Origin of the sequence: Pedococcus sp. 5OH_020, assembly GCF_027812955.1 — a bacterium.
In the GTDB taxonomy this organism is placed as follows: Bacteria; Actinomycetota; Actinomycetes; order Actinomycetales; family Dermatophilaceae; genus Pedococcus.
On record NZ_JAPYZV010000007.1, the window covers coordinates 216068 to 242271 of the forward strand.

Sequence of the window (26204 nt, forward strand, 5' to 3'; positions counted from 1 at the left end):
TGGTCCTACTGGGACGCAAGTCCACTTTGTTCATCAACCGAACTCCCTAGAAGGGCAGGGCTGTTCGTCTTCGCGCGTCGTGCCGTTCGGGCGTCGCGCTTGTCCGGATCTATGCCCCTTCAGCTGCGGGCCCTTCACTTGGACACGACTCGTTTTCCTCTTCCCAAGGTTGTGTCATGGTCGCTAGTCCCTCTCGCACACTGTTCGTCGCTGGCCGCTGTCGCCGCTTCTCGGCGGCGCTCGGCGCCACCGCCCTGGTCCTCACCGGACTGGGGGTGATGGCCCCCGCAGCCAACGCAGCAGCCTCGGTTACTAGCGCAGTGTTCAGCGGCGGAAGCTACACAGCCACAGACGGTGTCGTCTACGCCAAGCAGGGAGCGGCGCTGACTCTTACTGTGCGCGCCGACGCCAACACTTCCTGCGTGAGGGTGACCATCGGAAACGGAGTCGTGGAACAAACTCGCACCGGGACTGCCGACTTTGTCTTCAGTGGCGGTCTACCTGAATTCACCGCCGGTTCAGGGAATGGACTGGTGCCCGTAACCAGTGTCATCGGCTTCAAGAACAGCAACGGCAAGGACAAGTGCGTAGCGAACCAGGGAGAGACGTACGCCGGCCAGCCTTCCTATGTACTGGACAACACGGCACCTACCGCTACGGGCGCGCTGACCCCCGCGCCAAACGGCGCGGGCTGGAACAAGTCTGATGTGATCGTCACGTGGTCGGGAGCTGACACCGGCGGATCGGGCGTCAAGTCCGTCACCCCCGCCACCGACACCGTGACAATCGACGGCACTGTGACGAAGACGGCAACGGTCACGGACAACGTCGGCAACACGGCCACAAGCTCGCCGGTCACCGTCAAGCTCGACAAGACCGCCCCCACCATCACGGGCTCGCGCACCCCGGCCGCGAACGCGAACGGCTGGAACAACACCGACGTGACGGTCTCGTTCGCTCCCGCTGACGCGACCTCTGGCGTGAAGACCTCGAGCAACCCCACCACCCTCACGGGGAGCGCAGCAAACCAGTCGGTCACCGGCACGGTCACCGACAACGCGGACAACACCGCCAGCACCACCGTGAGCGGCATCAGCATCGACAAGGTCGCCCCGACGCTGTCGGGCAGCCCCACCACCCCGGCGAATGGAGCCGGTTGGTACAACGGCGACGTCGCCGTCGCCTGGACGGCGGCCGACGCCCTCTCCGGCACGACGAACCCTCCCAACAGCACCATCACCGGTGAGGGCACGGCCCTGACGTCCAGCGCCACGGCGACCGACAAGGCCGGCAACACCACCAACGCCCAGTCCGCCGCGGTCAAGATCGACCGCACCGCCCCCAACACCACCGTCACGGCGCCCCCGGCGTGGAACAAGACCGACGTGACGCTGACCCTCGTCCCGAACGACGGGCTCTCCGGCGTGGACAAGACCTTCTACCAGCTCGACGGCGGCGCGCAGACCGCCGGCACCAGCGTGCCGGTGACCGCCGAGGGGAACCACAGCCTGAAGTTCTGGAGCACTGACCTCGCAGGCAACACCGAAGCGGCCCACACCGTTTCCTTCGGTATCGACAAGACCTCGCCGACGATCGGCCACACCCAGAACCCTGCCGCCAACGGAGACGGGTGGAACAACAGCAACGTCACGGTCACGTTCAACTGCTCCGACGCGCTGTCCGGGGTGGCCAGCTGCACCGCTCCCCAGACGGTGACCACCGAAGGCAGGACCCAGACGGTCACCGGCTCGGTGAGGGACAACGCCGGCAACACCGCCACCGACCCGGCTGCCGTCAGCATTGACAAGACGAAGCCGGTCATCACAGTGGACGCGCTCCCGGCCCCGAACGCCAACGGCTGGTACGGCGACGACGTCACCGCGACCTACACCGCCTCCGACGTACTGTCGGGCGTCAAGACCCAGGATCGGGCCCACACGTTCGGCGAGGGCGCGACCCAGACCGACACCGCGACCGCGACCGACACAGCCGGCAACAGCGCCTCGGTAACCACCCCTGTCGTGAACGTCGACAAGACCGCCCCGACCCTCACCGGGAAGGTCGTGGGCACGCCGAACGCCAAGGGCTGGTTCACCGGAGACGTGACCGTCCACTGGACGTGCGCCGACAACCTGTCCGGCGTCGTCGCCTGCCCGGCCGACTCCGTCGTCAAGGGCGAAGGCTCCGACCGCTCCGCCTCCGCGAGCATCAGCGACAAGGCCGGCCACACCGCCACGGCGACGGTCGACGGCATCAAGATCGACCGCACCGCGCCGACCACCACCCCCAGCGGGGTCCCCGGCGGCTGGGTCAACGCCCCGGTGAGCGTCGGCCTGTCGGCCAGCGACAACCTCTCTGACGTCGACAGCACCTACTACGCCGTCGACGGCGCCACCACGCCGACCAAGGGCAACACCGTCACGGTCGGCGCCGAGGGCGTCCACAGCGTCAGCTACTACTCCGTCGACAACGCCGGCAACACCGAGGCCGCGAAGTCCTTCACCGTGAAGGTGGACCTGTCCTCGCCGAGCATCACCCCGAGCCAGTCGCCCGACCAGAACGTGCACGGCTGGAACAACACCGACGTCGCTGTCAGCTTCGCCTGCGAGGACCAGACCGCGCTGTCCGGCCTGAAGGACTGCACGGTCCCGCGGACCGTGAGCACCGAGGGCAAGGCGCAGAAGGTGACCGGCACCGCGACCGACAACGCTGGCAACAGCGTCACCGGCACCGCGACGGTCAACCTCGACAAGACGGCGCCCACGATCACCGGCGCTCCCGACCGGGCCGCCAACCCTGCCGGCTGGTACAAGGCCGACATCACCGTCTCCTTCGACGGCACGGACGGCCTCTCCGGCATCGACACCGTCACCGGGCCGCAGCACCTCGCTGAGGGCGCGAACCAGAGCGCGACCGGCACCGCGGTCGACAACGCCGGCAACAGCGCCACCGCGTCGGTCAGCGGGATCAACGTGGACAAGACGGCGCCGACGCTGAGCGCGGCCCCAACCGCCGGCCCGAACGGCAACAACGGCTGGTACACCACCGACGTCACCCAGGTCTGGGCCGCCGACGACGCCCTGTCCGGCCTGGCCGGTCCGGTGCCGGCGGACTCGGTCCTGTCGACCGAGGGCCGGGGCCAGCGCGCCTCTGCTGCGGTGACGGACAAGGCCGGCAACACCACGAGCGCTACCAGCGAGCCGGTGAACATCGACAAGACCGCCCCACGCACCGACGTCGCCCTCCCGAGCGGATGGGTCAACACCGGCGTGGAGGTCACCCTGACGCCACACGACGCACTCTCCGGTGTCGACAGCACGCAGTTCAGCGTCGACGGCGGCGCCCAGCAGGCCGGCACCACGATCACCCTGACCGCCGAGGGGACGCACACCATCTCCTACGCCAGCACCGACAAGGCCGGCAACGTCGAAGGCGCCACGACGGTCGTGGTACTGATCGACAAGAGCAACCCGACGATCACGCACAAGCTCTCGCCCGTTGCGAACGGCAACGGCTGGAACAACGCCGACGTCACCGTCACCTTCACCTGCGCCGACCAGGCGGACCTGTCGGGCATCGCCACCTGCACCGCACCGCAGAAGGTGACCACAGAGGGCAAGGGCCACAAGGTCGACGGCACGGCGACCGACAAGGCGGGCAACACGGCCACGGACACCGCCACGGTGAACCTGGACAAGACCGCTCCGGTCATCACCGGCGCCCCGGACCGGAAGGCCAACACGGCCGGCTGGTACGACCACGACGTCACCGTCTCCTTCTCCGGCACGGACGCCCTGTCCGGCATCGACACCGTCACCGGCCCCCAGCACCTCGGTGAGGGCGCTGGCCAGACCGTCACGGGCACGGCCATCGACAGTGCCGGCAACAGCGACAGCACGACGCTGAGCGGCATCAACGTCGACGAGACCGCGCCGACGCTGAGCGTGGGCCCGACGACCAAGCCCAACGGCAACGGCTGGTACAACACCGACGTCACGCAGACCTGGACCGCTGACGACGCCCTGTCCGGCCTGGCCGGCGACAAGCCCGCCGACTCGGTCCTGTCGACCGAGGGTGAGGGCCAGACCGCGTCCGCGTCGGTCACCGACAAGGCCGGCAACACGACCAGCGCCACCAGCGCGCCGGTCAAGATCGACAAGACCGCGCCGAGCACCGACGTGTCCGCCCCGAGCGGCTGGGTCAACAGCAGCGTCGACGTCGCCCTGACGCCGCACGACGCGCTGTCCGGCGTCGACACCACGCACTACGCCGTCGACGGCGGCGACGTCCAGACGGGCACCACGGTCACGCTGACCACCGAGGGCACGCACACGATCTCCTACGGCAGCACCGACAAGGCCGGTAACGCCGAGGCCGCCAAGACCGTCACGGTCCAGATCGACAAGACCGACCCCACCATCACGCACACGCTCAACCCGGCGGCGAACGTCAACGGCTGGAACAACGCCGACGTCACCGTCACCTTCACCTGCGACGACCAGCCCGGTCTGTCGGGTGTGAAGAGCTGCACCGCGCCCCAGACCGTCACCGCCGAGGGTGCCAAGCAGCCGGTGAAGGGCACCGCGACCGACAATGCTGGCAACACGGCGTCCGACCCGGCCACCGTGAGCCTGGACAAGACCAAGCCCACCATCGTCGGCAGCCGTACCCCGGCCCCCAACAGCTACGGCTGGAACAACACCGACGTCACAGCCTCGTTCGACGGCAAGGACACCCTGTCAGGCATCGACAGCGTCACCGCCCCGAAGACCTTCGGTGAGGGCGACAACCAGTCGCTCGAGGGCACCGCGGTCGACGCGGCCGGCAACTCTGCCAGCGCCACGGTCGGCGGCATCAATGTCGACAAGACGGCGCCGACCCTGAGTGGCAAGCCCACCGTGCCCGCGAACGACAACGGCTGGTACCAGGGCGACGTCACCATCGAGTGGACCGCCGCGGACGACCGGTCCGGCGTCGCCTCAGCTCCTGCCAACAGCACCATCACCGGTGAGGGCGACGCGCTGCTGGCCACGACGACGGTGGCCGACAAGGCCGGCAACAGCACGACGACTAGCAGCCCGACGGTGAAGATCGACCGGGTCGCCCCGACCACCACCGCTGACGCGCCCGACGGCTGGGTCAGCAGGACTGAGGTCACGCTGAAGCTGACGGCGACCGACGGCCTGTCCACGGTCGACCACACCTACTTCACCGTCGACTCGGGTGCGCAGCAGACCGGGAACGAGGTGACGCTCGCCGCCGAGGGGGCTCACGCGGTCAGCTTCTGGAGCGTCGACAAGGCTGGTAATGCCGAGAAGAAGCAGACGGTTGACGTGCGGATCGACCGCACTCCGCCCACCATCACGCACAGCCAGGCACCCGAGCCCAACGGCAGGGGCTGGAACAGGGCCGACGTGACCGTCACCTTCGACTGCGCCGACCAGGTGGGGCTGTCCGGCATCGCCAGCTGCACGGGGCCGCAGACAGTCGCCATCGACGGTGCCGCTCAGCGAGTCGACGGCAGCGCCACGGACACCGCCGGCAACACCGCCGACGACAGCGCCACCGTCAACCTCGACAAGACCAAGCCGACCATCACCGGTAGCCGCACCCCGGGCGCCAACAGCTACGGCTGGAACAAGACCGATGTCACCGTCCACTTCGACGGCAAGGACACCCTCTCGGGGATCTACAGCGTCACCCCCGACAAGACGTTCGGGGAGGGCACCAGCCAGTCGCTCGAGGGCACCGCAGTGGACGTGGCCGGCAACTCGGCCAGCGCCACCGTCGATGGCATCAACGTCGACGAGACGGCTCCGACCCTGAGCGGCAGGCCGACCGTCGCCGCTAATGGCAACGGCTGGTACAAGGGCGACGTCACGATCGACTGGACGGCTGCCGACGAGCGCTCCGGCATCGCCTCGGCTCCGGCGAACAGCACGATCACGGGCGAGGGCAGCGGCCTGAAGGACACCGCCACAGTGACCGACAAGGCCGGCAACAGCACCACCGCCGACAGCGCCGCCGTCAACATCGACCGCACTGCCCCGACGACCGGCGCCGACGCGCCGGCCGGCTGGAACAACAGCACGGTCACCGTCAGCCTCGAGGCGGCCGACGGCCTGTCCGGGGTCGACGCGACGTACTACGCGGTCGACAGTGGGGACGCCGTCAAGGGCACCTCGCTGACGATCGACACCGAGGGCGTCCACACCCTGAAGTACTGGAGCGTGGACCAGGCCGGTAACACCGAGGCAGCACAGACCGCCACGGTGAAGGTCGACCTCACCGCGCCGACCGTAGGCCACACCGTCACCCCGGCCCCGAACACCAAGGGCTGGAACAACACCCCGGTCACCGTCGCCTACCAGTGCGACGACAAGCTCTCCGGAGTGGCGACCTGCTCGCCCGACGCGAAGGTCAGCACCGACGGGCAGGACCAGGCTGTGCCCGGCACCGCCGTGGACAACGCTGGCAACAGCTTCACCGACAACGCCACGGTCAGCATCGACACCGTGGCACCGCGGATCGGCGGTCGCCCCGACCGGGCTGCCAACGCCAACGGATGGTACGCCGGTGACGTGACGGTCGGCTTCCGCTGCCGCGACACCTTGTCCGGCATCGCCAGCTGCCCCGCGCCTACCACCCTCGGCGAGGGCAAGGCACAGTCGGTCACAGGCACGGCGACCGACACGGCTGGCAACAGCAAGAACGCGACCGTGGGTCCCATCAACATCGACAAGACGGCCCCGACACTGAGCGGCGCCGCCACCGCCGACCCCAACGGGGCCGGCTGGTACAACGACGACGTCACCGTCAAGTGGAGTGCCGCGGACGCCCTCTCGGGCCTTGACGGCGGCGCCGCACCAGCCGACAGCACCATCGGTGGCGAGGGCACCGCCCTCACCGCTGGAACCTCGGTCCGCGACCTGGCCGGCAACGTGACCTCCGCGAAGAGCGCCCCGGTGAAAATCGACCGGACGGCGCCGACCACGACAGTCTCGGACGTCTCCGACTGGAGCAACAGCGCCGTCACGGTCAAGCTCACCGCCGGCGACAACCTCTCGGGCGTGGCCGCCACGCACTACCAGCTGGACAAGGACGCGGCCGCCATCGGCACCAGCGTCACGATCGACACTGAGGGCGTCCACACGCTCCAGGTGTGGAGCGTGGACGTCGCCGGCAACGTCGAGGCGCAGCAGAACATCGGGGTGAAGATCGACAAGACGGCTCCCGGCATCAGCCACACGCAGGCACCGGCCGCCAACACGCGGAGCTGGAACAACAGCGACGTGACCGTCACCTTCACCTGCACCGACTCCGGATCTGGCATCGCCAGCTGCACGGACCCCGTCACCAAGGGCGAGGGCGCGGCCCAGAAGGTCGAGGGGAAGGCCACGGACAAGGCGGGCAACAGCGCCACGGACGAGACGACGGTCAACGTCGACAAGACCAAGCCCACTGTCACCGGCACGCTCTCGGCTGACGCGAACGCCAACGGCTGGTTCAAGGCGGACGTGACTACGACGTTCAAGTGCGCCGACCAGGACGGCCTCTCCGGCATCCTGTCCTGCCCCGCGGCGAAGACCCTGGGCGAGGGCGCGAACCAGAGCGCCGGTGGCACTGCGACCGACGCCGCGGACAACGCCAGCGACGCCTTCAGCATCACCGGTGTCAACGTCGACAAGACCGACCCGACCCTGAGCGGTGCCGTCACCACGGCTCCGAACGGCAACGGCTGGTACAACGGCGACGTCACCGTGAAGTGGACCGCCGGCGACGCCCTGTCCGGGATCGACGGCGCCACCCCGGCTGACAGCACGATCACCAGCGAGGGCGGCGCCCTGTCGACCAGCGCCTCGGTGAGCGACAAGGCCGGCAACACGGTCAGCACCACAGTGAAGGGCGTCAAGATCGACCGGCACGCCCCGAGCACCGACGCCACCGCCCCCAGCGGCTGGCAGAGCACCGACGTCACCGTGAAGCTCAGCGCAACGGACAACCTGTCGGGTGTGGCGGGCACGTACTACACGGTCGACGGCGGTGCGCAGCAGGCCGGCACCTCGGTCAGCATCACCAGCGAGGGCACCCACAAGGTCTCCTACTGGAGCGTCGACAACGCGGGCAACACCGAGACAGCCGGCACGGCCACCGTCCTGGTGGACAAGACCGCGCCGACGATCACCGGCAAGGCGACCACCAGCCCGAACGCCGCTGGCTGGTACAGCAGCCCCGTGACCGTGCAGTTCGACTGCAAGGACGCGGTCAGCGGGATCGCCAGCTGCCAGCCGGACGCGACCCTCGCCGCCCAGGGCGCGAACAGCGCCACGGGCACGGCCGTCGACAACGCAGGTAACAAGGGCACCACCACCGTCGGCGGGATCAACGTCGACACGGTTGCCCCGAGCGTGACCATCGGCGGGGTCAAGGACGGCGCGCAGTACGTCATCGGTGCGGTCCCGACCGCCACGGCGAGCGCCACCGACGGCACCAGTGGGCTGGCCGCACCGGCAACTGGCACCAGGACCGGCGGCACCGCGAACGGCGTGGGCACCTTCACGTACACGGCGACCGCCACCGACAAGGCGGGCAACACGGGCACGGCGAAGGCGACCTACACCGTGGTCTACGGGTACGGCACCACGCTGTTCCTGCAGCCGGTGAACGACACCGCCCACCAGACCGGCCTGTCCACCAGCGTGTTCAACGCCGGGCAGACCATCCCGATGAAGTTCCAGCTGAAGAACTCCGCGGGCCAGGTCATCCAGGCGGGCTCGGCGCCGAAGTGGCTCGCCCCGGTCAAGGTCAGCACGACGGCGGCGGCCGTGAACGAGACGGCCACCACCGACACGGCGACCACCGGAGCCACGTACGTCTGGGACGGCACGCAGTACCAGTTCAACTGGAAGACCGACAAGACCCAGGCCGGTAGCTACTGGCGGGTGGGCGTCACGCTCGACGACGGGCAGACGTACTTCGTCAACATCGGCCTGAAGTAGGGGGCGAAGCACACGGGGGGCCCGGACCGGCGGCCGGGCCTCCCGTGGTCGCGGCGGTGGTGACACCGCAGCGATAACGCGCGGGGGTGCTGCGGGGTGCGGGCGGTGCAGGTGACCGTCCCGCACCCCGTCAGTGCGTCAAGGGCCCTGGGTGCGATGCAGCCGGAAAATTGAACGTGGGGTGCCTCCCGCGACCGCTGGGGGCGTGCTAGCGTCTGTCGCGGTTGCACCAAGCAGTTCCTCACAGGTCGACGAAGTGCCCGCCCTAGCACCACAGAGCGGGCCTTTCTCATCTGAGGCGGGCATGTCTCGCCGGTGGGGTTGTGTACGGCACCTGGGGCTTCGCAAAGTGCGGATTCCCAATGGCTACAAAAGAAAGAGTTACCCCATGGCACAGGGAACCGTTAAGTGGTTCAACGCTGAGAAGGGCTTCGGCTTCATCGCCCAGGACGGCGGCGGCCCGGACGTGTTCGTCCACTACTCGGCGATCGACTCCTCGGGCTACCGCTCGCTGGACGAGGCGCAGCGCGTGGAGTTCGAGGTCACCCAGGGACCCAAGGGTCCCCAGGCTGACGCCGTTCGCCCGATCTGACCCGAGGACTGCTCAACCACAGTCTTCAGCGCAGGGCCCCCATCGTCAGGATGGGGGCCCTGTTCTGTCTCCCTCGGCATTCTGTTCTGTCTCCCTCGGCATTCCGTTCCGTCTCACCCGGCATTCAGCGCACTGAGGAACCTCCTGGCGACCGGGGCTGCCACGCTTCCACCGCTCTTCCCCTCCTCGACAAGCACGGCGAACGCCACGTCGCCCTGGTAGCCGACGAACCAGGCATGCGTCTGCGGCGGGTTCTTGGAGCCGAACTCCGCCGTGCCCGTCTTCCCACGCACCGGCCCGCCCGGCGTACCCCGAAGCACCGTGGCCGTTCCACGTGAGACCACCTCTCCCATCAGCTCACGGAGCTGTGCCACCACCGCGCCGTCCAGGGGCGTGGGAGTGCGGTCCGCCGCAGCTGCCCGAGGGTCGGTCGCCACCAGCGGCGGGATGGCTGAACCTCTGGCTACGTTTCCCGCCAGGACGGCCAGGGCCAACGGCGAGGCGACATTGCGGCCCTGTCCGATGGCGGCTGACGCCTTGTCCGTCTTGCCGTTGTTGACGGGGACGGCCGCGTCGAACGCGTTGCCGACGCCCACGGTCCGTGCCCAGCCGGTCAGGCCAAGCGCGGTGGCCGCTTTGGCCAGGTCGTCGTCGCCCAGCTTGGTCGAGAGCGCCACGAACGCGGTGTTGCAGGAGTGGGCGAAGTCCGTCGTGAAGTCCGGCTGCCCGAGCGACTCCCCTTCGTAGTTCTTGTACCGCCGCCCGTCGACGACGAAGCTCTGCGGACAGGACACGGGCGTCTGGGGCGAGACCTTTCCCTGGCTCAGCAACGAGTACGTCGTGACGATCTTGAAGGCAGAACCCGGCGGGTAGTGGCCGCTGACGGCACGGTCGAAGCCCAGGGCGGGGGAGTTGGCCGATGCCAGTACATCTCCGGTCTTCACGTCGACCGCGACCAGCGCCGAAGGCACCGCGCCGGTCGACCTCACTGCCGACTCGGCCGCATCCTGCACCTGCGGGGACAGCGTCGTGTCGACGTCGCGGCCGGGCACCGCCTCCTTGGCGAACAACGGCACGTCCGGGTGCGCACTCGACGTCACCCGGACGCCCGGCGTACCCCCGAGCGTCTCGTCGTAGCGGCCCTGCAGGCCGCTCGTCCCTGCGTAGTCGCCTGCCGTGTACCGGCCCTTGCCCGAGGCGACCAGCTCCGCGCTCACGGGCCCGAAGGAACCCAGGAGCGGCTGCCCGAACGTCCTGGACTTGGCGAGCGGCTGCGCGCGGGACGGATAGACGACGCCGGTGAGCGCATCCAGCGCGGCCTTCCGCCGGTCGAAGTCGGTCTGGCGATAGGTGATCACCGGCAGCGGCGCCTTGCTGCCTGCCTTCTGCGCCGCCTTGAGCTTCGCGACCAGGGACCCGGCCGGCTCGCCGACGATGCCCTCCAGCTGGGCGGCGACCTGCGGGGTGGCTCTGCTGGGGTCCAGCTGCACGGGGTACACCTTTCCCAGCGGCATCAGGGGACGGCCGTCCCGGTCGAGCAGATCACCCCGCCGACCCCACGTCCTCGTCGCGGTGAGCTTGTCCGCGGGACCGATCTCCGGATGCCATGGCGAGCCAGCCGTGGGGAGGGCAACCGCCCACCCCTGCGTCCCCGCGACGACCCGCACCGGGACGGCGTACGACCACGGCACGCCGCCCGCCAGGGTCCAGCGGACGTGCAGGGTACCGCTCGCCGACTCTGCCTTACGACGGACGCTGTCGGCGGTGACCGTGAGCGGCCCACTGCCCAGGCCAGCGGTGGTCGCCGTGAAGGCTGCCTGCACGGCAGCAGGCGTCGTGCCGCTGAACCGAAGCCCGGCGCCGGTGAAGCTGCGCTGCTGCCAGGCGCGCGCGAAGCGGGCGATCTGCGAGCTCGCTGCGCGGTCCGCCTCCCGCTCCGACTCGGTGTGCCGCCACCAGACGCCGCCTGCGGCCGCCACGGCCAGAGCTGCTGCCGTCAGGGCCCCGATGAGTCCACGCCGCGTCATGGAACCATCCAACAACACCGGCAACAGGGCGGCTGTCTGGGCGGTTGGTGCGCCTGAAGCAACCAAACCGCCCTCCCGGACGTCTGTGAAAGAGAGCCACCAGGCGGAAAGGCTCAGGCCGCGCCCGTACACTCACCCCGGGCGGGCTGCCGCCGGCCACCTCGAGGGTGGACGTCCACACCAGAGAGGTCTTACGTGAGCGACCCCACCACGGGCTCTACGCCGGCCGAGACCGGTCCGGAGCGGGAGACCGGTGCCGGGGGGCCGGCTGCCTCGTCCGAGGACGCCCAGCGGGACACCGCCGGTGCCCGGAAGGGGCACCGGCATCCGTGGCTACGTCGGGCCCTCATCGCCGTCGCCGCCCTGGTCGTCGTCGTCCTGGTGCTTGCCGTCGCGGCATACGTCAAGCTCAACGGGAACATCCACCGACTCGACCTCTCCAACGCTCTGGGGCAGCGGCCGACCCCCCACGCCACCACCGACGCCGTGACCAACCTGGCACCGCTGACGATGATGGTCATGGGGTCGGACAGCCGCGCGGGGACGAAGCTGGGCAAGGGGCAGACCGAGTACGGCATGACGGGTGCGCGCTCCGACACCAACCTCGTGGTCCACCTCTCCGCGGACCGGAAGTCGGCGATCGTGGTGTCCATCCCCAGGGACTCCATGACCAAGGCGCCCCGGGACTGCAAGAACAAGAACGACACCGTCCAGAACGGCGTCATGCGCCAGTGGAACCAGAACTTCACGCTCGGTGGCCCGGCGTGCACCATCAGGACCTTCGAGGGCCTGACCAACATCTACGTCGACCACTACGTCGTCATCGACTTCCGCGGCTTCCAGAACATGGTGGACGCGTTGGGCGGGGTGACGGTCTGCACCCCGACGCCCATCGACGACAAGGACAGCCACCTCGTACTGCCCGCTGGCAAGACGAAGGTCAACGGCAAGCAGGCGCTCGGGTACGTGCGGGTCCGCAAGACGATCGGTGACGGGTCGGACCTCGGCCGGATCGACCGTCAGCAGGCCTTCCTGTCCTCCGTCATCCAGGAGGCGACGAGGTCCTCGATGCTGCTTCGCCCGGACCGCCTCTTCAGGTTCCTCGACGCCGCCACCAAGGCCACCACGACCGATCTCGGCGTGGGGGAGATGAAGGACATCGCGCAGAGCGTCGCCAGGATCGGGACGGACCAGATCCGCTTCGTCAAGCTGCCCACGACGACGTATGCGCCGGACCCCAACCGTGTGCAGTGGACCCCCGCCGCGGAGACCATCTGGACGGCCATCCGTGAGGACAAGCCGCTGCCTGGCACCAAGGCACCCTCGGGGACCACGACGTCTACGGCGACCGCGACGCCGGCGCCGCTGACGGTCGCTCCGCGCAGCATCCAGGTCCGGATCAGCAACGACTCCGGCGTACCCGGCCTGGCCAAGCAAGCCGCTGCCGAGCTGGAGGTGCAGGGGTTCAGGGTCTCCTCCTATGTCACGGGCACCGGTGCGCCCACCCGTGGCGTCGTGGTGAGGTATGGCGCGGGCATGAAGGAGGCCGCGCGCACGGTGGCGGCGGTGTACCCGGGGGCCCAGATCCGCCAGGACGACCTGCTGGGCTCCACGGTGGAGCTGAGTATGGGGCTGGGCTCGCCACCGGCGGTGGCGGTGCCGAACCGTTCCGGAAACCAGCCGCTGCCCAAGCCTTCCGTGACCGCCACGACGCCGAAGTCGACGGAGACGATCGCCGCCAGGACTGCGAACCAGGACATCTGCAGCTGATCGCGTCCGCCGGTGCCGGCGCCGTGCCTCGGACCGCTTTGCCCCGGCTGCCAGCCTCCGGATACCCTGTGCGGGCTCGGGTCGACTGGTCGGTCCGGCGTGGAGGCGTCGCCTAGTCCGGTCTATGGCGCCGCACTGCTAATGCGGTTTGGGTTTATCGCCCATCGAGGGTTCAAATCCCTCCGCCTCCGCCGACCCGAAGTGGACCCCGACTCTCTCGTCGGGGTCCACTTCGGTGTTGGGCCGGTGGTTCGGCCGGGGTGTCAGCGCGTCACCACGGCGCTGGAGGCCTTGTTGGCCACAGTGGAGGCGGCAGTGGAGGCCGCAGTGGGGGCCGCTGTGCTGGCCGGGTGCCGAGGTGTGGTCACCGTCCGGAACATCCAGGACCGCATGGCCACGAACCGCAGGACCGTCGACAGCGCGGTCGCCACCGCCACCACGCCCGTCTGCCAAGGCGTCGTCGCGCCTGGGGCCAGGAGATGCAGCAGCCCCAGGGCGCCCGCCGTCCCGAGCCAGGTCGCCGCGAACACCGCAAGTCCCTGGAGCTGGTGCACCGCTGCCCCGGGCCCCTGGATGCCGAAGGTCCAGCGCCGGTTCAGCGCCGTGTTGGCGAGCGTGGCGACCAGGAGGGCCGCCAGGTTGGCCAGCTGAGCGGAGCCGAGCGTGATGCTCAGCGCCGCGAACAGCCCAAGGTGTACGACGGTGCTTGCCACCCCCACAGCGGCGAACCGCTTCAGCTGACGCCACGTTCCCGAGCCCGGCGCCGTACGCCCCATCCGGGCAGCCAGGGCAGCCACGGGAAGGGCCCCGGAGGCAAGGGAACGACGTAGCCGCCGGACCCCTCGGAGGTCTTCCAGCGCCGTCCTCACCAGGTCGACGCGTGAGTCGGGGTCGTCGAACCAGTCGACTGGCACCTCGTGGATCCGCAGGCCCGAGCGTTCCGCCAGCACGAGCAGCTCGGTGTCGAAGAACCAGGTCGGGTCCTCTACCAGGGGCAGCAGCTCGGCGGCCACATCGGCCCTGATCGCCTTGAACCCGCACTGCGCATCCGAGAACCTGGCCCCCAGGGCCCCTCGGAGAATCGCGTTGTAGCCGCGCGAGATCACCTCTCGCCTGACCCCGCGGACGACCCGCGAGCCGTGCGCCAGACGGGACCCGATGGCGAGGTCCGAGTGCCCCGACATGAGCGGGGCCACCAGCGGCCAGAGAGCGTCGAGGTCGGTGGAGAGGTCGACGTCCAGGTAGGCGAGGATGGGCGCGTCCGAGGCGAGCCACGTCGCCTTGAGCGCCCGTCCCCGGCCCTTCTCCGCCAACGTGACCAGCGCGACGCCCGGCAGCTCGGTGGCCAGCATCGAGGCGGCCCCCGCGGTCCCGTCGGTGCTCGCATTGTCCGCCACGGTGATCCTGAAGGGGTAGGGAAACGTCTGCACGAGGTGCTGGTGCACCCGGCGGACGCAGGCGCCGACGGTGTGCTGCTCGTTGTGGACCGGGATGACGACATCGAGCACGGGAGTGATGGTCATGGCGCGCCGCTCAGGTGGTCTGCGTGGTCGTCGCCGCGGCCGAGGCTGACGCGAGGGGCTGGGTGAGGTCGTAGAAGGTCGAGCCGCCGATAGTGGCAGAGGCGAAGCTCGCCGCCACCCAGGTGGAGATCTCGCTGCCCGTGCCGCTCGAGCCCATGCCGCCCATGCCGCCTCGTCCCCCTCCTGCACCGCTGGCGGCGAAGTAGTGGATCTCGCCGGCCGCGACGTACTGCTGGAACTGCGTCAGCGTGGGGCTGGGGTCGCTGCCGTTGAACCCGCCGATCGCCATGACCGGCAGCCCTGTCGCGAGCTGTAGGCCGGCCGCGTTCTGCGAGCCGATGGCTGCTGCGACCCATCGGTAGGAGCCGGCGTCTGCGCTGAGGGCTGACACCACCTCCGTGCTGGGCGTGTTCGCGTCGAGGAGTCCGCCCGGCGAGGCGCCCGTCCCGGGTGCACCCGGGGCCGTCCCGCCGGGCAGCGTCCCACCGGGGAGCGCGCCGCCGCGCAGCGTCCCACCGGCGCCGAAGCGAGGCATACCCGCGCCGCCGGGGCCATTGCGCCCGGTTGCCGGTCCCGCAGTGACGATGGAGCCCGTGTGAGGGGTCCGCACGGTGTCGACGCTGTACGCGGCCGGCCCGGCGAGGACCGCCACGAGCGCCCCGGCCAGCACGAGCGGGACCGCCCGCCGGTGGAGCTGCGTGACGAGGAGAAGCAGGAGCGCGCTGGCGAGACCGGCGGCCAGGATGGCGACCCTGAGGATGCTGCTCCACTCCGTGCGGGACAGCAGGACGAAGGACCAGGTGGCCGCCACCGCGGTGGCCGTCGCGAGCGTCACAGAGCCCACCGCCTTGCCGCGGTGCTCCCAGGCCTGGGTGGCCCCCATGCCCACCAGGGCCGCGACAGCGGGTGCCAGCGCCACGGTGTAGTACTCGTGGAAGATGCCCGCCATGAAGGAGAACGTCACCATGGTCACCAGGAGCCAGCCGCCCCACACGACGTACGCCGCGCGTCGGGCGTCGGTGCGTGGTGCACGGCGCAGCAGGACCAGACCCAGCACCAGCATGATCAGCGCCGAAGGGATGAGCCAGGAGATCTGGCCCCCGAGGGACGCGCTGAACATCCGCCCGATGCCGGTGCTTCCCCAGCCGTTCCCGCCGCCCACGGAGCCGGTCTCCGCACCGCTGATCCGACCCAGACCGTTGTACCCGAAGGTGACGGACAGGAACGAGTTGTCCTGGCTGCCACCGATGTAGGGGCGCATGCCTGCCGGCACGAGCTGGACGATGGCTACCCACCACCCGGCGGACAGCACCATCGACGCCACTCCGACGAGCGCGCCGGTGATGCGTCGACGCAGGGTCGTGTCAGCGAAGAGCAGGTAGGCGAGCCCGAACGCAGGGACCACGAGCAGCACCTGCAGCGCCTTCGTCAGGAAGCCGAGTCCGACGAGAGCGCCCACGAGGGCGAACCACTTCGTCGAGCCCCGCTCGATGGACCTCATCGTGGCCCAGGCGCCCAGCGCCATGACCAGGACGAGGAGGGCGTCCGGGTTGTTGAAGCGGAACATCAGGACGGCGACCGGGGTGAGAGCCAGGACAGCTCCGGACAGCAGCCCGGCGGCGGCACCGAACTGCCGTCGCACCGTCGCATAGACCACGGCTACGGTCCCGACGCCCATGAGGACCTCCGGCAGGAGGATCGCGAGAGAGCTGAGCCCGAGGAGCCGGACGGACAGTGCCATGACCCACAGGGCCGCCGGCGGCTTGTCGACGGTGATCGAGTTGCCCGCGTCGGAGGAGCCGTAGAAGAACGCCTCCCAGCTCGTGCTGCCGGCCTGGGCCGCCGCCGAGTAGAACGAGTTCGCGTAGCCACTCGAGGTGAGGTTGTAGACGTAGAGGAGGCCTGTGACCAACAGCAGGCCCAACAGAGCGGGCCAGGCCCATTCGGGGTCGCCCTCGACCCCTCGCCACAGGCGGTGGACCCGTGTGGGAGCTGTGGTCCTCGCCGTGGCGGGAGTGGAGCGAGGCAGGGGAGCGGCGGAGTCGTCCGCCTGGCGGTGCAGGGTCAGGGTGTCCATGACTCAACGTTGGGGCGGCGCACTGTGCGGTTGCTGTGACCATCCTGAGGTGCCTCGATGAGGCGCGGCCGAGCGTCAGGCAGCAGGCAGCAGGACGGAGAACCGGGTGTGTCCCGGCGTGCTGTCCAGCTCCACGTGGCCGCCGTGCGACCTCGTCACCGCATCGACGATGCTCAGCCCCAGACCGGTCGAGCCGCCAGCGCGGTTGCGAGAGTCGTCGCCGCGGGTGAAGCGCCGGAACACATTGGGCTGCAGGGGGTCTGGGATCCCCGGTCCGTCGTCCGTCACGCTGATCCGCACCCAGGCCCCGTCGGGCCGCACCGAGGTCACGACCTTCGTGCCCGAGGGCGTATGGGTGCGTGCGTTCGCCAACAGGTTGGCCACCACCTGGTGGAGCCGGGCGTGGTCACCCGTCACCTCGACCGGCTCCTCGGGCAGGTCGAGCTCCCAGCGGTGACCTGGCGCGGCGGCGTGCGCGTCGCTGACGGCGTCCACCGCCAGCAGGGACAGGTCCACCAGCGCGCGGTCCAGCGGCCTGCCCGCGTCGAGCCGAGCCAGCAGCAGGAGGTCCTCGACGAGGTCCTGCATGCGCAGCGCCTCGGACTCGACCCGGGACAGGGCGTGGCTCACGGTCTGCGGGACGGGGTCGCGCTCGCGACGCGAGAGCTCCGCGTACCCGCGGATCGACGCCAGTGGCGTGCGGAGCTCGTGTGACGCGTCCGCGACGAACTGACGCACGCGTTGCTCGCTCTCGTGGCGCGACTGGAGGGCCCCCTCCACGTTGTCCAACAGGTTGTTCAGCGCCAGGCCCACCTGCCCGACCTCGGTCCGCGGGTCGGTGTCCAAGGCCGGCACGCGTTCGGCGAGGGCCACGTCGCCCGAGTCCAGCTTGAGTGTGGCGACATGGCTGGCGGTATGGGCGACTCGTTGCAGGGGAGCGAGGTTGCGGCGTACCAGCCAGGTCCCGCCCGCCGCGACCAGCACGAACCCGATGATGGTGCCACCGGTGATCAGGGTGGTCACCTGGTTGACGATCCTCGCCACAGGCGCCGCGGGCAGACCTGCCAGAACCGTCTGGCCCTGGCGGTTGAGTCCCGCCACGACGACGTAGTCGCCGAGGCCCTTGATGCTCACCGTCTGGGGGGTACCGCCGATCCCGGCCTGCTTGAGCTGGTCGATCTGGGCCCCGCTGAGGGCACTGATGGTCTCGCCCCGCTCGACCCGGTTGAGGACGGCGGTGCCGTCGACCAGGATGAGGCTCAGCTGCTCGCCACCCGCTCCCGGGGGCCCGCCCAACGGCACCTCGTCACCGTCCCCCGCATGGTCGGGTCCACGCAGGCCTCCGCTGAGCCGCATCGCGCTCGCTCGTACGGTGTCGTCGAGCTGCCCCACAAGGTACTGGTCGAGCAGCACGACGATCAGCGAGGCGGTCGCCAGCGTCACGGCGAGAAAGAGCCCGACCACCGTGGCGACGAGCTTGGTGCTCAGCGACCAGGTGGGCGGGGAGAGGCGCGCCCGTATGGAGCCCGGCGCTGCGGCAGCACGGTTCATGCTGCCGGCTTGAGCACGTACCCGACCCCGCGCATCGTGTGGATCATCGGCTCGCGCCCCGCGTCGATCTTCTTGCGGAGGTAGGAGATGTAGAGCTCCACCACGTTGGCCTGACCGCCGAAGTCGTAGTTCCAGACGCGGTCGAGGATCTGCGCCTTGGACAGGACGCGCTTCGGGTTGCGCATGAGATAGCGCAGCAGCTCGAACTCCGTGGCGGTCAGCTGGATGTGTTGACCGGCCCTGGTCACCTCGTGGCTGTCCTCGTCCATCGTGAGGTCGCCGACGGCCAGGACCGACGACGCCTCGTCCGCCACCACCGCGGTACGGCGCATCAGGGCGCGGAGGCGGGCGACGACCTCCTCGAGGCTGAAGGGCTTGGTGACGTAGTCGTCGCCGCCGGCGGTGAGCCCCGCCACCCGGTCCTCGACGGCATCCTTGGCGGTGAGGAACAGGACAGGGACATGGGGGGAGTCGGCGCGCATCCGGCGCAGGACCTCGAGACCGTCGAAGTCGGGCAGCATCATGTCGAGCGCCACGGCGTCGGGCTGGAACTCTCGCGCAACGCGCACCGCGGAGGCGCCGTTCGCAGCCGTGCGCACGTCCCACCCCTCGTACCTCAGAGCCATGCTCAGCAGCTCGGTGAGGTTGCTCTCGTCGTCGACGACCAGGACGCGCACCGGTGAGCCGTCGAGGCGCTGGAGGCGGGACGAGGTGGTGGGCTGCGTGTTCATGGGCTCAGCAAACACCGGATTCCTGGGCAGTGGCGAGGCTCCTCCTGTGTGAACGCTGTGAGGCGGCTTTGCGCGATGCTCAGCGACGCGATACCGGGGCCACAGGAACCCCACAGCGCTCGGCGGGAGTCTCGGAGAACGACATCCAGCCCACTCTTTCGGAGCAACCCATGACCAGCCCTGTGAGCAGCACTGACGAGACCGTCGAGCCGACGTGGGCCACCACGCACAGCACGTCGTATGCGACCACCGCCACCGCCCCGGTCACGGAACCGCCGGTCGCGCTGCCTGTCGCCGCCACGTCTGCCCCTGCGCTCAACCCCCCCACCTGGTCGGGGCGCAAGACCGCGATCGCCGCGGCCCTCGCGATCGGCATCTCGTCGGTGGGTGCGGCCGGCGCCGCCGTGGCTGTGCCCACGGGGTCGTTCCAAGGAGACCAGGCCCAGTTCCAGCGTGGCGGCTTCAGCCCCGGCCGTGGCGGGCCAGGCGGCGCCCGAGGACGGTTCCAGCAACCTCCGGGCGGACAGCTCCAGCAAGGCCCGAACGGCACCACCTCGCAGCTGCCGGGAAGCACCTCTCAAGACCCGAGCACGACATGACCACCCTTTGGCTCCACTCCGGCCGGCTGCCCGTCGGGCCCGCGCAGTGGTGGAGGTCAGCGATCCGGTACGGCGCCTCGGTGCTCGGGCGGCGAGGCAAGTACCAGAGCTCGCGCCAAGGCGAAAAATCGGCACAGGTCAAAGACTTCGGCGCGGTGCCTGTCTGCGGCGGCATACGACCTCTGGCGTACCAGCGTTCCGCCACCGGCACTGTCGAGCCCCCAATCCCCTGCGGTTCCAGGTAAAGACGCCGGAGAACACCGGCGTGCCTACCTCGAACCAGGGTCACTGAGGACGGATCTCGCCCGACCCGCGGACCACGAGCTCCGGGGTGATGACGATGTGGTGCGGCGGTGAGACGTCGCCGTCGATGCGAGCGAACAGCAGCCGCGCCACCTCCTCCCCGATGCGGCGTACGTCCTGCCTGACCACCGTGAGGCCCGGCTCCAGTACGTCGGCGAGTGGGAAGTCGTCGAAGCCGACCAGTGCCACCTTCGAGGACAGGCCGCTGTGGCGCAGGGCGCGTACGGCTCCGATCGCCACGGTGTTCCGCGCGGCGAACACCGCCGTCGGCGGCGACGGACGCGCGAGGACCTCCAGGAGCGCAGCCATGGCCTCGGCATCCGAGCGGATCTCGGTGACCACCAGCCGCGGGTCGAGCACCATGTCGCGTTCCGCGAGGCCGCTCTCGAACCCGCTCAGGCGCTCTGCGGCCGTCTGGATGGCGGTCAGGTCGCCGAGGAAGGCGATGCGTGAATGGCCTTGGCCCACCAGGTGATGGGCGGCCTGACGCGCGCCGCTGATGTTGTCGACCGTCACGCTGTCGGCGTCGACGCCCTGCGGTCGACGGTCGACGAAGACGAGCGGGAGGCCGCCACGGACCTCGTCCACGAGGTAGTCCTGGCGCTCGGTCGCCGGCATGATGAGGAGTCCGTCGACGCGGCGGCGCAGCAGGCTCTCGACCAGCGTGCGCTCCCGGCTCGGCTCCTCGTCCAGGCTGGACGCGAGGATGGCCACGTCGCGCTGGTGGGCGGCATCCTCGAGGGCGCGTAGCAGGCTCGAGGAGAAGCTGTTGCTGACGTCCTGGAGCAGTGCGCCCACCGTCGAGGTCCGTGCATCTCCGCGACGCAGGTTGCTGGCGGCGAGGTTGTGCCGGTAGCCGAGCTGGAGGACCGCGCGTTCGACCTTGGCCGTCACCACGGGGGAGACCCCCGCCTCGTTGTTCACCACCCGCGAGACGGTCTTCAGGCTCACCCCCGCAAGAGCCGCGACGTCGCGCATGGTGGAGCGTGGACGCCGGCCATCTCGGCCTGACAACGATGTCAAGGGCATGTGACTATTTGTAGCGGACTATTGACAGCATGCCAATAGGTGAGTAGAAATCACATGCGACAACGTTGTCATACGGGGCGCCTGCCCCAGGAAGTGAGTCCCCTATGTATGCAGTGCTTCCCCAGAGCGGTGGCCGCCGTCGGGCAGGCCGTACCGCCCTGGCCATCACCGCTGCGGTCTCCACCGCGGTCACCCTCGCGGCCTGCAACCGCAGCAGCCCGTCCGACTCTGCCGGAGCGAGCAGCGGCGGCGGAGGTGGAGGGCAGAAGACGGTCGGAGTCAGCCTCATCACGAAGGACTCCACGAACCCGTTCTTCGTCGCCATGCAGAAGGGCGCGAAGGGCGACGCCAGCAAGAACAACGTCAAGCTGACGGTCGCCTCCGGCAAGCAGGAGGGCGACGACCAGGGCCAGATCACGGCGATCGAGGACTCGATCGCCCGTGGCGACAAGGGCATCCTCATCACGCCGATGAGCACCGGCGTCAACGCCGCGATGAAGAAGGCCAGGGACGCCGGACTGTTCGTGATCGCCCTCGACACACCCCCGGACCCGCCGAGCACCGTGGACATCACCTTCGCCACGGACAACCGTCAGGCCGGCAAGCTCGACGGACAGTGGGCGGCGGCGCAGCTGGCCGGCAAGCCGGCAGTCATCGCCCTCCTCGATCTCTTCAACGACAAGATCGTCTCCGTCGACTACAACCGCGACCAGGGTTTCCTGGAGGGCATGGGGATCGATGTCAAGAACCCCAAGAAGAACGGTGACGAGGCCAAGACCGGCAAGTACACCGGCGGCAAGGGCGGCGACTACACGATCGTGTGCAACGAGGCCGGGAACGGTGCCGAGGACGGCGGGCGCACCGCGATGGAGAAGTGCCTGTCCAAGAACCCCAACATCAACCTCGTCTACACCATCAACGAGCCGACGGCCGTCGGCGCCAACGCGGCACTGAAGGCGGCCAACAAGACCGCGCTCATCGTCTCGGTCGACGGTGGCTGCGCCGGCGTGAGCAGCGTCAAGAGCGGCGTCATCGGCGCCACCGCCCAGCAGTATCCGCTGAAGATGGCGACGCTCGGCATGGAGGCGATCGCGAAGGTCGCCCGCGGCGGTGAGAAGCCGAAGACCTCGCCAGGTCTGGACTTCTTCAACACCGGCGTCGCCCTGGTCACCGACAAGAAGGCGGACGGCGTCGACAGCATCTCGGCCGACGACGGCGCCAAGATCTGCTGGGGCAACTGACCATGACTGCCACCACGGTCACCTCTGCTGCCGCCGAGTTCGCTCGGCGGCAGCAGTCGCCGGTCCAGCGGATCCAGCATCAGCTACACGGCCGGCCCTGGCTGAGTCCACTGTTCCTGCTGCTCGTCGCGTTCGTGGCGTTCTTCGTCGCGACGCCGACCTTCCTGACGGCCAACTCGATGGGCATCCTGCTGCAGCAGACCGCGATCGTGGCGGCGCTGGCAGTGGGCCAGACCCTGGTCATCCTCACCGCGGGCATCGACCTGTCGGTCGGGGCCATCATGGTGCTGTCGATGATGGTCATGGCCACCCTGTCCAAGGACGGTGGGATGCCGGGGGTCCTGGGGCTCTTCGTCGGACTGCTGCTGGCGGTGGGGGCGGGCGCTCTCAACGGGCTGCTGGTCACTCGCATCAACCTGCCACCGTTCATCGTCACCCTCGGCACACTGAGCATCTACACCGCCATCGCGTTGCTGTACTCCGGCGGGGAGAGCATCCAGTCCGCACACCTGCCGGGGCTGCTGAACTTCCTCGGTGACGGGTTCGGCATCGGCGCGTTCCGGCTGACGTGGGGCATCGTCGTGGTGGTCATCATCTACGCCGTCGTCGGCTTCGCCCTGTCCCAGACCGCCTGGGGCCGATATGTGTACGCCGTGGGCGACGACCCCGAGTCGGCTCGCCTGTCCGGCGTCCCGAGCAAGCGAATCCTCCTGGCCGTATACACCGTGGCCGGCCTCATCTACGGCATCGCCGCCTGGGTCCTCATCGGCCGCGCCGGCGCCGCCACCCCCAACGCCGTCCCGGACGCCAACCTGCAGAGCATCACCGCAGTCGTCATCGGCGGCACCAGCCTGTTCGGCGGCCGCGGCCGGCTCGTCGGCAGCCTCATCGGCGCCCTCATCGTCCAGACCCTGCAGTTCGGGCTCTCCCAGATGGGCGTCGACCAGCAGTGGCGTGTGCTCGCGACCGGCATCCTCGTCGTCGTGGCCGTCGCCGTCGACCAGTGGATCAGGAAGGTCAAGGCATGACTGTGACAGACCTCGAGGTCGCCCACGGAGGCACCCCGGCCGGCAAGGAGCACATCTACACCCAGCAGCCCGTGCTCTCGGCGCGCAAGCTGGTCATCACCTTCGGGCGCGTGGTCGGCCTCGACGGGGTGGACCTCGACCTCTACCCGGGAGAGGTACTGGCGGTCATCGGCGACAACGGCGCCGGCAAGTCGACCCTCATCAAGTGCCTCACCGGCGCCTACGTCGCGGACTCCGGCGAGATCACCATGAACGGCCAGACCGTCCACTTCCGCAAGCCTCAGGACGCCCGCGAGGCAGGCATCGAGACGGTCTACCAGCAGCTGGCCGTCATCCCCGCCCTGGACATCGCCAGCAACCTCTACCTCGCCCGTGAGGAACGCCGCAAGGGCCCCCTCGGCTCGATCTTCCGGATGCTCGACAAGAAGGGCATGGAACGCCGCGCCGGACAGTCCGTCCAGGACCTCGGCATCCAGACCATCCAGAACATGAACCAAGCGGTGGAGACGCTCTCCGGCGGCCAGCGCCAAGCCGTCGCTGTCGCCCGCGCCGCCGCCTTCGGAAGCAAGGTCGTCGTCCTCGACGAGCCGACCGCCGCCCTCGGCGTCAAAGAGTCCGGGATGGTCCTGGACATGGTCAAGCAGCTCCGCGACAAAGGCCTGTCCATCATCCTCATCAGCCACAACATGCCCCACGTCTGGGAGGTCGCCGACCGCATCCACATCCAACGTCTCGGCGGCCGCGCCGGGGTCATCACGCCGCAGACCCATGACATGGGGGAAGGCGTCGCGATCATGACCGGAGCCAAGCGGCTGGACGCCGCGTGAGCGAGAGCATCGTCGTCGGGTACATCCCCACGCCCGAGGGCATAGCGGCGTTCGAGCGCGCGAAGGACGAGGCACTCTTCCGCGGCACTCGGCTCGTGGTGGTGAACACCGGCCACCACGGCGACTTCGCCAGCCCGATCTTCGCGACGCCCGAGGACATCGACGCCATCACGGCGGAGCTGACGCGGACGGGTCTGTCCTTCGACGTGGTCCAACCCACCGGTGGCCTCGCCGCCGCGGACGAGATCCTGCGGGTGGCAGAAACAGAGGACGCCTCGCTGATCGTGATCGGCATGCGTCACCGGACGCCGGTAGGCAAGCTCCTCCTGGGCAGTACCTCTCAGCAGGTGCTGCTCGACGCCTCCTGCGCGGTGCTGGCGGTCAAGGCACCGGCAGCCTGAGGAGGGGCGGGGCTCAGGGCATACCTGGGCCCCGCTCAGCCGCGGGCGGCTCCCAGGCCGAGGACCACGGCGAGCCCCAGCGCGCTTCGCGGATCGTACGGTGTGCGCCAGAGTCCGCCGTGTACGGCCCCGCGAGCCTCCTGCTCCCACGGCGCGAGGGAGCGGAGCGGTGCCGTCCGGAGGTCATGGACGAGCAGGGCGGCCATGAGGGTGTTGCTGGTGGCCGGCTCGAACACCTCGATCCCGAAGCGGTGCGCGCCCGCGTACGCGGAGGCGAGCGCGCGGTTCTTCAGCACCGACCGCGTGCGCGTCGGTGGTGCGACGTTGAGCGACACGGTGACGCCGTCGTGGCCCGCCACCGTGGCACGCCAGCGCTGAAGCCGCTTGGCCAACGCGTAGTTGGGGCCCTGTTGCGGCACGAGGCTGTCGTTGATGCCAGGGTCCGCGCCCGGGGCGTAGTTGCGCCGGAGCAGCCTGCCGGCGCTAACGGTCCGCAGGGCGGGCCGCAGCAGCCGCATCGCGGCGGAGGGCGAGCCATAGCCCCGGGTCGAGTACTCGACGGCATCCCGCGGTACGGCGAAGACGTCGGTGGGGGTGGCGAGGAAGGCCAGGGCTACGTCGCGGCGACGGCGGAGGAGCTCCGCGCTCAACGCGTCCACAGCTGTCGAGACGCGTACGTTCGTCGACCCGTCGGCATACACGTAGTTGCCCAGGACGAGCCTTCCGTCCAAGCCGGACAGCCAGTCCGCCAGCTCGGGGAGGCCGTGGACGAGGTCGCCGCCGGCATGGGCCGCCAGGTCAGGTGCTGACCACCGGCTCGTCGCCGCGACCGGGACGTGCACGGTGCCTGCGGATCCGGCGGTCACCCCCAGCACGCGTCGCCAGATGTCGGGGCGCGGTAGGTCGACCGCCACCACGTCGCCTCCCCACGACAGGACTGCCCGTAGCGGGCCCATCTCCGCACCGGCACCCAGCACCACGAGCCGCTGGTCGGACAGGTCCAGCCACCCCGGGTTGGCCATGACCTGGCGGACGGCCTCCGCCGCGGAGGGCTCCATGACGCCTCGAGCCACCCAGGCGTCGAGCTGGTGCGCCAGAGCATCGCCCTTCAGCCGTCGTCCGTGCAGGGGGATGCCGAGCTCCGTCACCCGTTCGCCCTGCCCGCGGACCGTCGCGGTCTCCAGCGCGGCACCACGCGGCGTGTCGAACGCCTGCTCCAGCCCTACCTCCCCGTCCTCCACGCTGACGCGCATCCGCCCGTGCAGCGAGGCGAGACCCGCACGCGCGATGCCCACGGCGGCACCGCCGTTCTCCAGGAGTCCCGCTTCTACCAAGCGCCTGAAGTGGCTGACGTATCCCTGTCGCCAGGCGGTGTCGCGCTCGGCGGACCGCGCGCCGACCGGGTCGACGCCCCTCAGCGCGTCCGCCACCACCGCACGCCCGAGGGCCGAGGTGCTGCGCCGGCCGTCGACCTCGGGGAACACCACGCCGCTGTGAGCCATGGAG

The 26204-nt window shown here is 69.6% G+C and carries 15 protein-coding genes and 1 tRNA gene; 9 read left to right on the forward strand and 7 right to left on the reverse strand.

Features of this window, described 5'->3' with window-relative positions; genetic code table 11:
* The first annotated feature begins 176 nt into the window (after positions 1-176).
* Both PHA84_RS14685 and PHA84_RS14690 read left to right on the forward strand, forming a co-directional pair.
* Positions 177-8999, forward strand: coding sequence for an OmpL47-type beta-barrel domain-containing protein (locus PHA84_RS14685; RefSeq protein ID WP_270888869.1), 8823 nt, complete (start codon positions 177-179; stop codon positions 8997-8999).
* Positions 9000-9387: 388 nt separating this feature from the next.
* Complete coding sequence (locus tag PHA84_RS14690) at positions 9388-9591, forward strand: cold-shock protein (protein WP_056915917.1); 204 nt, start codon at positions 9388-9390, stop codon at positions 9589-9591.
* A gap of 113 nt (positions 9592-9704) precedes the next feature.
* Here PHA84_RS14690 and PHA84_RS14695 read toward each other — a convergent pair whose 3' ends face one another.
* Positions 9705-11618: a penicillin-binding transpeptidase domain-containing protein gene (locus tag PHA84_RS14695; RefSeq protein ID WP_270888870.1), complete on the reverse strand. Its 1914-nt coding sequence runs from the start codon at positions 11616-11618 to the stop codon at positions 9705-9707.
* A gap of 195 nt (positions 11619-11813) precedes the next feature.
* On the opposite strand from PHA84_RS14695, the gene PHA84_RS14700 reads away from it, so the two are divergent.
* Positions 11814-13388: an LCP family protein gene (locus PHA84_RS14700; protein WP_270888871.1), complete on the forward strand. Its 1575-nt coding sequence runs from the start codon at positions 11814-11816 to the stop codon at positions 13386-13388.
* Positions 13389-13489: 101 nt separating this feature from the next.
* Positions 13490-13579: transfer RNA gene (locus tag PHA84_RS14705), tRNA-Ser, on the forward strand.
* Positions 13580-13651: 72 nt separating this feature from the next.
* Here PHA84_RS14705 and PHA84_RS14710 read toward each other — a convergent pair.
* From PHA84_RS14710 to PHA84_RS14725, 4 genes are all read right to left on the reverse strand, one after another.
* Positions 13652-14911 (reverse strand): glycosyltransferase, encoded by a 1260-nt coding sequence (locus PHA84_RS14710; protein ID WP_270888872.1) that lies wholly within the window; start codon positions 14909-14911, stop codon positions 13652-13654.
* A gap of 10 nt (positions 14912-14921) precedes the next feature.
* Positions 14922-16988 (reverse strand): glycosyltransferase family 39 protein, encoded by a 2067-nt coding sequence (locus PHA84_RS14715; RefSeq protein ID WP_270888873.1) that lies wholly within the window; start codon positions 16986-16988, stop codon positions 14922-14924.
* Between the two features lie 75 nt (positions 16989-17063).
* A complete protein-coding gene (locus PHA84_RS14720; RefSeq protein WP_270888874.1) occupies positions 17064-18539 on the reverse strand; it encodes a sensor histidine kinase in 1476 nt (491 codons plus the stop codon).
* Positions 18536-19270 carry a response regulator transcription factor gene (locus PHA84_RS14725; RefSeq protein ID WP_270888875.1) on the reverse strand — a complete coding sequence of 245 codons (735 nt, stop codon included), beginning with the start codon at positions 19268-19270 and terminating at the stop codon, positions 18536-18538. The genes PHA84_RS14720 and PHA84_RS14725 overlap by 4 nt, the downstream gene beginning before the upstream one ends.
* Before the next feature lie 170 nt (positions 19271-19440).
* On the opposite strand from PHA84_RS14725, the gene PHA84_RS14730 reads away from it, so the two are divergent.
* Positions 19441-19869: a hypothetical protein gene (locus PHA84_RS14730; protein ID WP_270888876.1), complete on the forward strand. Its 429-nt coding sequence runs from the start codon at positions 19441-19443 to the stop codon at positions 19867-19869.
* A gap of 285 nt (positions 19870-20154) precedes the next feature.
* On the opposite strand, the gene PHA84_RS14735 is transcribed toward PHA84_RS14730, so the two are convergent.
* The gene (locus PHA84_RS14735; protein WP_270888877.1) at positions 20155-21150 is read right to left on the reverse strand and encodes a LacI family DNA-binding transcriptional regulator; all 996 of its coding nucleotides are present in this window, start codon (positions 21148-21150) and stop codon (positions 20155-20157) included.
* A 155-nt stretch (positions 21151-21305) separates the two neighbouring features.
* Here PHA84_RS14735 and PHA84_RS14740 point away from each other — a divergent pair, with 155 nt between their 5' ends.
* The 4 genes from PHA84_RS14740 to PHA84_RS14755 are packed head-to-tail and all read left to right on the forward strand — an operon-like array spanning position 21306 to position 24698.
* Complete coding sequence (locus PHA84_RS14740) at positions 21306-22442, forward strand: substrate-binding domain-containing protein (protein WP_270888878.1); 1137 nt, start codon at positions 21306-21308, stop codon at positions 22440-22442.
* 2 nt (positions 22443-22444) lie between these two features.
* Complete coding sequence (locus PHA84_RS14745; protein ID WP_270888879.1) at positions 22445-23470, forward strand: ABC transporter permease; 1026 nt, start codon at positions 22445-22447, stop codon at positions 23468-23470.
* Positions 23467-24297, forward strand: a complete 831-nt coding sequence (locus PHA84_RS14750) for an ATP-binding cassette domain-containing protein (protein ID WP_270888880.1) — start codon at positions 23467-23469, stop codon at positions 24295-24297. Before PHA84_RS14745 ends, PHA84_RS14750 begins: the two co-directional genes overlap by 4 nt.
* Positions 24294-24698 carry a universal stress protein gene (locus PHA84_RS14755; protein ID WP_270888881.1) on the forward strand — a complete coding sequence of 135 codons (405 nt, stop codon included), beginning with the start codon at positions 24294-24296 and terminating at the stop codon, positions 24696-24698. Before PHA84_RS14750 ends, PHA84_RS14755 begins: the two co-directional genes overlap by 4 nt.
* Positions 24699-24733: 35 nt before the next feature.
* Here PHA84_RS14755 and PHA84_RS14760 read toward each other — a convergent pair whose 3' ends face one another.
* Positions 24734-26200 (reverse strand): hypothetical protein, encoded by a 1467-nt coding sequence (locus PHA84_RS14760; protein ID WP_270888882.1) that lies wholly within the window; start codon positions 26198-26200, stop codon positions 24734-24736.
* Positions 26201-26204 lie beyond the last annotated feature (4 nt).